This is a genomic window from Mesorhizobium sp. M0018 (genome assembly GCF_040323955.1).
Lineage (GTDB): Bacteria > Pseudomonadota > Alphaproteobacteria > Rhizobiales > Rhizobiaceae > Mesorhizobium.
In genome coordinates this window covers 165,017-177,270 of sequence record NZ_JAMYVL010000004.1, presented here as the reverse complement: position 1 = coordinate 177,270, position 12,254 = coordinate 165,017, and the positions used below count along the sequence as shown (strand labels likewise).

8 protein-coding genes are annotated in these 12,254 nt (G+C 61.7%); 7 read left to right on the top strand and 1 reads right to left on the bottom strand.

Annotated features, from left to right (window positions below; all coding sequences use genetic code 11):
- Positions 1-137: 137 nt before the first annotated feature.
- Complete coding sequence (locus tag NKJ81_RS07490) at positions 138-419, bottom strand: hypothetical protein (protein ID WP_352540093.1); 282 nt, start codon at positions 417-419, stop codon at positions 138-140.
- A gap of 420 nt (positions 420-839) precedes the next feature.
- Between NKJ81_RS07490 and NKJ81_RS07485 the strand changes: the two genes are divergently transcribed.
- The 7 genes from NKJ81_RS07485 to NKJ81_RS07455 all read left to right on the top strand — a co-directional run bounded on the left by NKJ81_RS07485 (position 840) and on the right by NKJ81_RS07455 (position 11,958).
- On the top strand, positions 840-1,934 hold the full coding sequence (locus tag NKJ81_RS07485) for an HlyD family secretion protein (RefSeq protein WP_352540092.1): 1,095 nt from the start codon (positions 840-842) through the stop codon (positions 1,932-1,934).
- The gene (locus NKJ81_RS07480) at positions 1,931-3,511 is read left to right on the top strand and encodes an MFS transporter (protein ID WP_352540091.1); all 1,581 of its coding nucleotides are present in this window, start codon (positions 1,931-1,933) and stop codon (positions 3,509-3,511) included. Before NKJ81_RS07485 ends, NKJ81_RS07480 begins: the two co-directional genes overlap by 4 nt.
- A 404-nt stretch (positions 3,512-3,915) precedes the next feature.
- The gene (locus NKJ81_RS07475) at positions 3,916-7,044 is read left to right on the top strand and encodes a PAS domain-containing protein (protein WP_352540090.1); all 3,129 of its coding nucleotides are present in this window, start codon (positions 3,916-3,918) and stop codon (positions 7,042-7,044) included.
- A gap of 373 nt (positions 7,045-7,417) precedes the next feature.
- Positions 7,418-10,255 carry a sensor histidine kinase gene (locus NKJ81_RS07470; RefSeq protein ID WP_352540156.1) on the top strand — a complete coding sequence of 946 codons (2,838 nt, stop codon included), beginning with the start codon at positions 7,418-7,420 and terminating at the stop codon, positions 10,253-10,255.
- Positions 10,252-10,893: a response regulator transcription factor gene (locus NKJ81_RS07465; RefSeq protein ID WP_352470618.1), complete on the top strand. Its 642-nt coding sequence runs from the start codon at positions 10,252-10,254 to the stop codon at positions 10,891-10,893. Before NKJ81_RS07470 ends, NKJ81_RS07465 begins: the two co-directional genes overlap by 4 nt.
- Positions 10,894-10,895: 2 nt before the next feature.
- Positions 10,896-11,285 carry a response regulator gene (locus NKJ81_RS07460; protein WP_352470617.1) on the top strand — a complete coding sequence of 130 codons (390 nt, stop codon included), beginning with the start codon at positions 10,896-10,898 and terminating at the stop codon, positions 11,283-11,285.
- A complete protein-coding gene (locus NKJ81_RS07455; RefSeq protein ID WP_031211078.1) occupies positions 11,275-11,958 on the top strand; it encodes a response regulator transcription factor in 684 nt (227 codons plus the stop codon). The genes NKJ81_RS07460 and NKJ81_RS07455 overlap by 11 nt, the downstream gene beginning before the upstream one ends.
- Positions 11,959-12,254 lie beyond the last annotated feature (296 nt).

The window sequence follows — 12,254 nt, the reverse complement described above, 5'->3', positions numbered from 1 at the left end:
CCCAATGGTCTGGTGAATGCGTGGTCGGCCTTAGGTCGGCAACGCGAATTCATCGGCGACCTCGATGGCGCGGCCTTCGCTGGCCGATCTCTGGGCGCCGAGACCCATGACGACGGCCCACCAGCCGTCTTGCAAGGTCACTTCCACTTTGCCTTGTTCGCGCACCGCAGCGGTGAAGCGGGCGTGCTCGAAATAGTCGAACCGCTATGGTCGCCTGCCTCGAGCAGCCGGGGGTCGACGGGAATCTCCAGCAGGCGTGGTCCAGGCGGATTGCGCGGACTGACGATCAACTGGGGCACTGGCGCAGGGCCAAGCTGGGTCGGCCAGAAACGGCCTGGTCCGGGAACCAGACATTCGATCTTTCCGTCGCCGCCGACAGCGCAGAGTTGCTCCTGGTAGCGGCTGCCCTCGGCAAACATGCAGAGTTTCCAGCATGGCGCGCGCGCCGCGAGGGGCGCTCTCTGCGATCATTGCTGCCACAGGATGATCCGGAAACGCTTCAAAGTGAATTTTCTCGTGGGCGGTCTTCGGCACTACGGAGATCCGCGCCGGCATGTTCGCGCGCCTGAATCCGGCTGACTGACAATACGACCTGTGCTGAGGTTCAGTACGAACTACCGATCAGGGCAGATGGGATGTTCGTCCGCGTGATAGCGGCGAGGCGTGAAATCCGCGATCGTTCTGCAGTTCTGCTTTGCTGCAGAGCCGCAGCTCGACGGAGACGTTCTCGTGAAACTGTACTGCGCACCGTGGGTTTGCAGCCTTGCCGAACATCTCGCTCTTCGGGAGGCGGATACCTCCTTCGATAGCGAGCGCATCGACCGGGTGTCGAGGCAATCATGAGCCGAGCCCGCAAGATCGCAATCGCTATCGTCGCCCTTATGGTGATTCCAATGGCAGCTATTTGGAGCTGGCAATGGTTCACGCGGGGCCGGTTCGAGGAAACGACCGATAACGCCTATCTCCGCGGAGACATTACCAGCATCGCGCCGAAGCTCGCCGGTTACGTCGTCGAAGTCAACATAGACGACAATGCCAGTGTGTCAAAGGGTGCTGTCCTGTTTCGCATCGACGACAGCGACTACAAGGCCAAGGCCGAGCAGGCGAAAGCCAACGTCGCCGCCCGGCAGGCGGAAATCGCCAACATCAAGGCGACCCGTGAACTGCAGGACGCATTGATCGCGCAGGCTGAGGCGCAGAAGCAATCTGCCGCAGCCGACCTGCAATTCGCCCGCGCCAACCTGAACCGCTACGTCACGCTGCAGAAGAACGGGACCGCAAGCGATCAGAAGCTGCAGGATGCGCAGGCCGGCCATGACAAGGCAAAGGCATCGCTGGACGGTGCAGAGGCCAATCTGCTGGCTCAAAAATTGAAGCTCGGTGTCCTGGATGCACAGTTGTCCGGTGCGCAGGCAGCCCTGTCCCAGGCACAGGCAGCGCTCGACCTGGCAATGCTCGACCTGGCCAACACCGTCGTGAGGGCCCCGGTCGGCGGCATCGTCGGTAATCGCCAGATCCGTGTCGGCCGCTATGTCACCCCAGGGACAGCAGCCTTGGACATCGTTCCGGTTAACGATGTCTGGATCGTTGCCAACTTCAAGGAAACACAGCTGAAGCAGGTTGAGATCGGCCAACGGGTTCGCGTCATGGTTGATGAATATCCAGATCTGCAAATCGACGGCCTTGTCGACAGCTTCGCTCCCGGTAGCGGCGCGGCATTCAGCCTGCTGCCGCCGGACAACGCCACCGGAAACTTCATCCGCGTCGTCCAACGTGTGCCGGTCAAGATCAGGATGACGCGCAATCCGTTGCCCGGCCGCCTGGTTCCGGGACTCTCGGCTCGTGTTGCCATCACCGTCGGCACCAGGGATGCTCCGGCTGTAGCGCAGGAAATGCAGACAGGCGGGATTGCGGACGGGCGCTCAGCACAATGATGCACCTCGCCGAAACGGCGGCTGTGCAGCGCCATCCCGGTACATTGCGCGCTTGCTTGATAGCAACCGGCGTCGTGCTGGCCGCCTTCATGGACGCGGTCGCATCCACTGCACTGTCCATCGGCCGGATCGACATGCTCGGCGACACCTACGCAACGTTGGACGAACTGGCGATGATCGACGTTGTTTTCATCGCGGCCAAGCTGACGGCGTTCCTTGTCGCTCCGCTACTTGTGACGGCAGCCAGGCCGACCGCCTGCCTGCGCGCGGCGGTTGTCGCCCTTCTGCTGGCATCCGCGGCCTTGACGTTGTCAGTGGACCTCACCTGGATTTGCATCTGCCGCATTGTCCAAGGGCTGGCTGGCGGCACAGTTCTCGTCGCCGGCCAGACACTGCTGTTCTTTCGGTTCCCGCACCGGCATCAGCCGGTCGTTCAGGCGGTTTTTGCCGTAGGCGCCGTCATGGCTCCGACGACCGTCACGCCAGCCCTGCAGGGCTGGCTTGTCGACCATCTGACCTGGGAGTGGATATTCCTGAGCATCATTCCGCTCGGCATCGTCTCCCTTGTCCTGTTGGCGGCGGACGGCGATCGGACCTTTTGGCGGAAAACCAGGTTTCCTGCCGTCAGGATATTGTTGCTCGGCATCAGCGCCGCGCTTTTGACCTACGTCCTGCTGCAAGGCAGCAGGTTCAACTGGTTCGACGACACCGACATCACCTTCCTTGCCGCAACCGGTATGACGGCTGCCGGCCTCCTGGCCGTCTGGGAGACCCGCTTTCGTTCAGAAGGCTCACTGCTGGCCATCTCGCCCCTTGGCAATCCGGACTTTCGCTTTGGCCTTCTCGTCAGCTTCGTCGCCGGCTCTGCCCTTTCAGGCAGCGCCTATCTTATTCCGGCTTTTGCCCTCAACGTGCTCGATTTTACCGCGACGGGCGCAGGAGTGCTTCTGCTGCCCAGCGGAGCCATGCTCGCGCTTGGACTTCTGTTGTCCGGCTTCGTCATCCAAAGGACCGGGATGCGCCCGATCACGCTTGCGCCATTTGGCATTCTGCTCTTCGCAGGTGCCATGTGGCTGCTGTCCGCTTCGACGAGCGGTAGCGGATCACCGGACCTGACCCTTGCTCTGCTGCTGCGAGGATTCGGCCTCGGCCTTCTGTTCGTGGCACTGACGCTGGTTACGCTGCAGGGCCTTGCCGCCAATGCGTTGCCGTTTGGCATCGGGCTGTTCAACTTCGGCAAGCAGGTGGGCGGTCTGACCGGCACAGCCCTCTTGCAAACGTATATTGATCACCAGAATGTCCACAACCGGACGATACTGGCGTCCCACCTCGTCAATGGCGATCCAGCCGTAGACCAGCGCTTGAGAGCAACTGCGAACGCTCTGGCGAACAGTGTCGACAGCACTGCGGCGACAAAGACCGCCCTGCCGCTGCTGCAGCGCGCGCTTGAGAAGCAGGTCGCCACGATCTCGTTCGACGAAGCTTTCTTCGCGCTCGTCCTGCTGTTCGCGGTCGCTGCGCCCTGTCTCATTGTCGCCAAACAATTGCTCGGCCGCCAAGCCGCTCCGCAGAACTAAAACCGCGTCCACGCCCTATACTTTGGAGCAGATGTGTTGGTCGGGAGAGGCTTCCAGATTATCTCATGAGCCGTGTTAACCGGACGAGACAGGGATGACGAATGCAGAGGTTTTTCCGGTTTCACTCTGCAGCCGACGAAGAGGCAGCCGAGCGTCTTACCTGTCCGGCTCGTATTCCCAGTGGTAGGTGTTGATGCATCGATCCGCGTCGCTCCTCGCGCGAGGCCATCGTTAGGGCCCCCGTAGCGGCGATAACTCCGCGCAATGCATGGATTTCCATGAGATGCAGCCGAGGCATGGCGGAACTAGATTTAGGCGGTGAGTTCGCCTGTCCAGATATTGAAAACAAGTGCTATATCAAGCGCTGACCGTCCCCAGGCTTTTTTGTCCGACAGGAGAAGCCAATGACAGCAGCGTCCAACTCACTTGGCGAAATCGACCCCGAAGCAACGCTTGCGCTGCAAATCATTGAGAGCATGCCCGGCCACGCGTGGGCAGCCGATGCCGCCGGAAGATTCACCTATGTCAGCCCAAACACCCTGGCGTTCCTCGGCAACACGCATGAGGGTCTCAACACTTCCGAAGACAACGACGAGTTCGGCTGGCGTCGAGCCGTCCATCCCGACGATTATGATCCTGTAGCCGCCAGATGGCGGCATTGCCTCGAAACCGGCGATCCCTATGATACCGAGCATCGCCTGCGGCGCGCCGATGGCGTCTATCGCTGGTTTCGAAGCTCAGGACGACCATTTCGCGATAGCCAGGGGCGCATCGTTCAATGGTACGGCACGACAATAGACATTGAGGACCAGAAGCGGGCCGAGTCAGCATTGCGCGACCGGGAGCGGGAACTCTCGCAGCTCGTGGATATGGTCCCGAGTCATATCTGGCGGCTCGATCCCGATGGCGAGCCGATCTTCTTCAATGGGCGCATGGTCGACTTTCTCGGCCTCGATGTAGCGGATCTGGACCGACCGGGCATGAGCCGGCTGGCGGCGATGATACAGGCCGCCGTTCATCCGGACGACGCAGCAGCATTCGGCGATGCACTTCGTGGTTGCTTCGCTACCGGTGCGAGCTTCGCCATGCGCTATCGCCTGCGCCGTGCCGATGGCGTCTATCGCTGGATGTCGAGCCGGGCGGAGCCGATGCGCGATGGCGCTGGCCGCATCGTCCAGTGGTACGGCCTCTGTCACGACATAGACGATCAGATGCACGCCGAAGCGGCGTTGCGGCAGAGCGAGCAGCAACTTCAGCACATGATCGACGCCGTGCCGGTCCGCATCTGGAGTGTGATGCCGACCGGCGGGCCGGTCTACTTCAACAAGCGATACCAGGACCATTTCCGCTCCGTTATCGCGAACTTTGACGCGCTCGGCGAGCCGGGAATCGAAACGTTGCTGCACGAGGTGATTCATCCCGAAGATGCGCCCGAGGTGCAGCGCACGTTGCTGAGGTGTTTCGAAACTGGCGGCGGCTCCGCGATGCGGTTTCGCTGGCGCGAAAAAGACGGCACCTATCGCTGGGCTGAGTGCAGGGTCGAGCCGCGACGCGATGACGATGGAACGGTCGTGCAGTGGTACGGGGTTTCTCTCGACATCGACGATGAGGTGCGCGCGCAGGCGGCGTTGCGCAAAAGTGAGCGGCGCCTTCAGCAGCTGATCGACACCGTGCCCGCTTTGATCTGGAGTACGACACGGGAAGGGACGCCTTCCTACGTCAACAAACGGTTCACCGATGTAACCGGGGCCACGCTCCGCGACATCACCGCCCCGGACGGCTCGCCGTCGCTGAGCGTGATCCATCCAGACGATATCGACACCGCACGACAGGCGATCCGCCATTCATTCGCAACGGGCGTGCCTTACGTTCAGAGATATCGCCAGAGGCGGGCCGACGGCGGCTATCGCTGGACCGAGACTCGCGCCGAGCCGCTGCGCGACGAAGATGGCAGCATTCTCCAATGGTACGGCGTGAGCGTCGACATCCATGACCTGGTGACCACGCAAGCCGCGTTGCACGACCGGGAACGAGAGCTCTCGCAACTCGTCAACATGGTTCCGAGCTACCTCTGGCGGCTATCTCCCAACGGTGAGCCGACCTTTTTCAACAAGCGCCTGATAGATTTTCTCGGCCTGGACATAGCGGACGCGGAAAAGCCGGACACGAGCCTGCTGGCGGCCTTCATTGCCACCGTCGTCCATCCCGACGATGCAGCCAGCCTGAAGGAAGCACTCGACAGCTGCTTTGCCACCGGCGAGCGCTTCTTCATGAAGTATCGCCTGCGCCGTGCCGATGGCGTTTATCGTTGGATGGAGGGCCGCGCGGAGCCGCTGCGGGACCAGGGTGGACGCATCGTCCAATGGTACGGCCTTACGCACGACATCGACGATCAGCTGCGCGTCGAAGAGGCGCTGCGCGAGAGAGAACGGGCTCTCTGGCAGCTCGTTGAAACGCTGCCGGCAATGATCGATTGCGCCGCGCCGGATGGCGAACCGATATATCGCAGCCAGCAGCTCCGCGAATTCCTCGGATACAATCTTGAGGAATTGGACGAAGCGGGAAAGTCCCGGCTGGCTGGCACACTCGACGCCGGTGTTCATCCCGACGACCTGACAGGTGTCAAAGAGAGATATGCCCATTGTCTGTCCACAGGCGAGCCGTATGCGCGACGGCACCGTCTGCGGCGCTTCGATGGTGAATATCGCTGGGTCGAGACGCGCGCCGCGCCGATGCGCAACGCTGAAGGCGCCATAGTGCAGTGGAACGTTATCTGCCTCGACATCGAAAATGAGGTGCGGACACAAGAGGAGCTTCGGCTGGCACAAGAGAGACTTGCGCGTGCGAGCCAGGCGGCGAGCCTTGCCGAACTCTCCGCATCCATCGCTCATGAGGTGAACCAGCCGCTGGCCGCCATCGTCGCCAACTCCAACGCATGCCACCGTTGGCTGTCCGCCGAGCCCCCGAACGTCGAGCGCGCGAAGATCACGGCCGAGCGTATCATCCGCGATGCCAACTCGGCGGCGGATGTCGTCAGCCGCATCCGTGCCTTGTTCAGACCTTCGCTTGAAATGAGAACCAGCACGCCGATCCCCAGCGTCGTTGCCGAAGCACGTGACCTTATGGCCGAGGAAGCCATGCGGCGTCGCGTTCGCATGGACATCGACGTCGAAAGCGACCTTCCGCTGGTTGCGTTCGATCGCGTCCAGATCCAGCAGGTCCTGGTCAACCTCATTCGCAACGGCATGGAGGCGATGGACACCACGGCGGGCGACAAGGTTCTCGGAATGCGCGTGCGCCGGATAGAGGACACGATCCAGACCGAGGTCAGCGACCGAGGCCCGGGTATCGAACGTCCCAACAAGATATTCGAGCCGTTCTTTACAACGAAAGGGAACGGAATGGGCATGGGGCTCGCGATCTCCCGTTCGATCATCGAGTCTCACGGCGGACGCCTTTGGGCGGAGAATAGCGTGCCGCGTGGGGCGATATTCATCTTCACCCTCCCGGTTGAAGCGAAAGCTGCGCAATAACTGGCGGCGCTCAGTAAGCGCTTGGTTTTTCGGCTCTCGGTGAAGGGGCGCCGCCGCCCCATGCAATGCATGGATTTCCATGAGGTGCGGTTGGGGCGTGGCGGGATTAGGGTGGCGACGTGAGTCCGTCAGCCCAGTCCAGCTATCAAGAGCAAGTGCTACACGAAGCGCCGACAATCTCCAGAGTTTGTTTGTCCGTCAGGGGCACCCGATGACGATAGCGCCCAACTCACTTGGCGAGACCGATTCCAGCGCAACGCTCGCGTTAGCGCATGACTTGAACCGATCCGCGCCGGGAAATGGCCGACCTTTCGCGACGAATGAACCGGGCCTGATTCGCGGCAACATGGTCAGCGATCTTGAAAGAGGCAGGTTGTCGCGCGTCTGGTCGCACCGTCCCCAATTCCCGCATCTGGGGCTTTTTATTACGGCCTATGTCCTGGGCTGCGGCTTCGCCCAGTCGCTCGCAATCATACCTGGAACAGGGATTTCCATTTGGCCTCCGAGCGGGCTTTTCATCGCTACTCTTGTCTTCGCCTCCAGGTATAGCTGGCCGTGGTGGGTGCTGGGGGCCTGTGTGGCAGAACTGTTCAGCAACTTCTTGTGGTTCCACACTCCGCTGCCCGCAGCCTTCCTGATCTTTGCCGGCAACGCTCTTGAAGCGGTATCCGGCGCATGGCTTGTGAACCAGACCTGCAAGCGCCCAGTTCGGCTGGAAACGTTGCGGGACGTTCTCGCATTCGTCGTACTGGCCGCTGGAATTGCGCCAGTTGCAAGCGCAACGGTGGGAAGTGCGGCGCTTGCTTGGTTTGGCATACAATCGCAAACCTTTGTGACGGCTTGGCCGCTGTGGTGGATCGGAGACGCGACGGGAGTCCTGATCGTAGCGCCACTGGCGCTGGTCGTGTTCCAGAACTGGCGCGGCAAAGCGCAGCTCTCGGCAGCGCGATGGATGGAAGCTTGCGTCCTGGGGCTGATCTTTCTTGGTATCGCCGCCCTTTCCTTGAGCGGCTATCTGCCCTTCGCCTACATCATCATGCCGCCTCTTCTTTGGGCCGCGGTGCGTTTTGAGTTCAGAGGCGCCGCCGTAGCATTGACCGTCCTCGCTCTGATCACGGCGGTATTCACGATATCCGGCGCCAGCCAATTTGCCGGCGATCCCGAGTCCCAGAAGCACAACCAGATCATGCTGCAGCTTTTTCTGGCCATCTCTGCATTTTCGGCGCTCGTCGTGGCCGCCATTTCCAGGCAGCATCAGGCGGCGGTGCTCACTTTGCGCCAAAGTGTGGAGACCTTGCGGGAGCGGGAGCGAGAACTCTCGTTGCTGGTCGAAATGATCCCCGCTCACATCGCCCGCATGGCGCCCAACGGCGAACCAACCTTCTTCAGCAAGCGCACGACAGACTATATCGGCCTCAACGACATCGCGGACTGGGACGAGCCGGGCACGAGCCGCCTGGCGACCTTGGTCGCGGCAGCCGTCCATCCCGACGATGGACCCAGGATGAGAGAATGGCTCAGCCGCTCGCTCGCCACCGGCGAACCCTATCCCATAAGGTATCGCCTGCGTCGCGCGGACGGCGTGTACCGCTGGAGGGAGGGCCGCGCCGAGCCGCTGCGGAACCAGAGTGGGACGATCGTGCAATGGTACACGGCCAGCATCGACATCGACGATGAGGTGCGCGCGCAGGAGGCATTGCGCGACCGGGAGCGGGAGCTCTCACAGCTTGTCGACATGGTTCCGAGCCACGTTTGGCGCCTGACGCCGGACGGCGAGCCGACCTTTTTCAACAAGCGAATGGTCGACTTTCTCGGCCTTGACGTAACGGATTTGGACAAACAGGGCATCAGCCGGCTGGCGGCGATGATAGCGGCCATCGTCCATCCGGACGACGCAGCAGCATTCGGCGATACGCTCAGTCACTGCCTCGCCACCGGTGAGCGCTTCTCCATGAGGTATCGCTTGCGCCGCGCCGATGGCATCTATCACTGGATGTCGAGCCGGGCGGAGCCGATGCGCGATCACGCTGGCCTGATCGCGCAGTGGTACGGCCTCTGTCACGACATAGACGATCAGATGCAAGCCGAAGAGGCCCTGCGGCGGAGCGAATTGCAGCTTCAGCAGATGATCGACGCTGTGCCGGTCCGCATTTGGAGCGCGGTGCCGACCGGCGGGCCGGTCTACTTCAACAAGCGATACCAGGACCATTTCCGCGCCGTCATCGCCAATTTCGAAACACTCGGAGAGCCGCGCATCGAGGAATTGCTGCAAGAACTGGTTCATCCCGAAGATGCTCCCGAGGTGCTGCGCACGTTGCTGAGCTGTTTCGAAACAGGCGGCGGTTCCGCGATGCGGTTTCGCTGGCGCGAAACAGATGGCTATCGCTGGGCGGAGTGCAGGGTGGAGCCGCGGCGTGATGAAGACGGGGCGGTTGTGCAATGGTACGGGGTTTCCCTCGACATCGACGAAGAGGTGCGCGCCCAGGAAGCGCTGCGACAAGCCTCCGACAAACTCGCGCAAGCCACTCAGGCTGCAAGTCTCGCCGAGCTTTCCGCTTCGATCGCGCACGAGGTGAATCAGCCGCTGGCCGCGATCGTCGCCAATTCCCATGCATGCCACCGTTGGCTGTCCGCCGCCCCTCCGAACGTCGAACGCGCGAAGATTACGGCCGAGCGCATAATCCGGGACGCCAATTCGGCGGCGGACGTCGTCGGCCGCATCCGCGCGCTGTTCAAGCAATCCACCGAGACGAGGACCAATGCGACGCTCAGCAGTGTCATCACAGAGGCACGCGACCTCGTGGCCGAGGAAGCGATGCGGCGGGGCGTTCGCACCAGCGTTGATGTCGGAAGCGACAGTCCGCTAGTCGCGTTCGATCGCGTCCAAATCCAGCAGGTTCTGGTCAATCTCATCCGCAACGGCATGGAGGCGATGGACTCTGGTGCGGATGACGGAGTCATCAGCATCCGCGTGCGCCATATCGGGGATGTTGTCCAGACCGAAGTCAGAGATCGCGGCCGGGGCATCGAGTTTCCCGACCGGATATTCGAACCGTTCTTTACCACGAAAGAGCAAGGGATGGGCATGGGACTAGCGATCTGCCGTTCGATCATCGAGTCGCACAGCGGGCGTTTATGGGTCGAGAAGAACGAACCACGTGGAGCGACGTTTATCTTCACGTTGCCGATTGAAGCGAAAGCGGCGTCATGACGACGGACGGCCAAATTGTCTTCATCGTAGATGACGATGAACGCATTCGGGAGGCGCTCAGCGAGCTGCTGGCTGCACACGGCATGTGTGCCGTAGCGTTCGGATCGGCGGGCGATTATATCCGCGCTGACAAGCCGGACGTCCCTGCCTGCCTCATCCTCGATATCGAGTTGCCGGATATTAACGGCCTCGATCTGCAGCGGCAGATTGCCGAGGGCGATCATCCACCGATCGTTTTCCTGACGGGACATGGCGATATCCCGTCCTCGGTGCGTGCGATCAAGCACGGCGCCGTGGATTTCCTGACTAAGCCCTTCAGCGATGCAGACCTCATGGCCGCAATCCATGCGGCGATTGCCCAGGATCGGGTACAGCGATCGGAGCGCGCCGAGCTGGGCGTGTTGAAGCAACGTTATCTCGAGCTGACGCCGCGCGAACGTGAGGTGCTGCCGCTGGTGGTCAGCGGTCTGCTCAACAAGCAGGCGGCCGCTGAACTGGGGATCAGCGAAGTTACGCTGGAAATTCATAGAAGGAACGTCATGCAGAAGATGGTCGCGGCGTCGCTCGCCGACCTCGTTCGCATCGCCGAGCGATTGGGAATACCGATCACGCACTCGCGCCGGGCAGGGGGGAACTGAGGGTGAGCAAGCGGAGGCCTGTCGTGGCGATTGTCGACGATGACCCAAGGCTGCTCGAGTCGCTGGAGGACCTTCTGGAGTCCGCCGGCTATGTGGCCCGCAGCTTCTCGTCGGCAGGGTCGTTACTGGTCAGCGGCCTGTCTGGATTGGACATGCTTATCACCGACATCGGGATGCCCGGCATGGACGGCTTTGAACTTCGCGACTTGGTCAAGAAGGCGCGTCCGGATCTGCCTGTGTTCCTGATCACCGGCCGCCACGAGATAGTGGATCAGCACCGCGCCAAGGGCATTGGCAGGCTTTTCCGCAAGCCGTTCGATGGCCAGGCACTGCTTGCGGCGATCGGCGACGCTTTGCGCAACCCAGAAACGGAGGCTAAACATGAGAGTTGACCAATTGCCCTTACCGAGATCGACGCCGTCATCACAGCAGCGAAGGGCTGAAGCCGAGCAGCCGCTGGTCATTATTGTCGATGATGATGCCTCTGTTCGGGAGGCGCTGTCTGAATTGATCCTGTCGGCGGGTTTCCTGCCGGTGTGCTTTACCTCAACCCGTGAATTGCTTGACGCCGACGTGTTGGAGAGCCCCGGCTGCTTGATCCTCGACGTGCGCATGCCAGGGACGAGCGGTCTCGATCTGCAGCACCATCTTGCGAAAAACGGCAACCCCAAACCCATCATCTTCCTGACCGGGCATGGCGACATCCCGATGACTGTCCAGGCGATGAAGGCCGGCGCCGTGGACTTTCTCACCAAACCGGTGCGGGATCAGACGCTGCTTGACGCTGTGATCGCCGGCATTGCGGTGGATGCCAAGCGGCGGGCGGATGCCGTGATCGTCAAGCGCAACATCGAGCGCGTCGAGACGCTGACGCCGCGCGAGCGCGAGGTCCTGCGTGAAGTGGCGCGCGGGCGCCTCAACAAGCAGATCGCCTTCGACCTCGGCATCAGTGAAGTGACGGTCAAGCTTCACCGCGGCAATGTCATGCGCAAGATGGAAGCCGCTTCCATCGGTGAGCTGATCCGGGCGTGGGAAACGCTGCCCGCGCCGATGCGCGAGGTCTAGAATTTGGCACAAGCCGATCCATGCCCCATCCAATAGGATCGCCCGGCGCGCCGGGCCATTTCAGGTGCTTTCTCAGCGCGCCCAGGCCTTCCTGCCTGTTGATACGCTCGTCCTGCTGCGGGTGATCCTGATGTACATCGGTGGTCCTGTTTGGTGTTTCGCGGCAAGGCCCGCGCCAAACATCGGTTACTACTGAGCGGCGCTCTTTGGCAGCGCCAGCCTGACCGAAAAACGCGCAACATTTCATGCAACAGCAACTGACGCCGGCCATGCCGCGTCGGTCCCCGCGCCGCTAC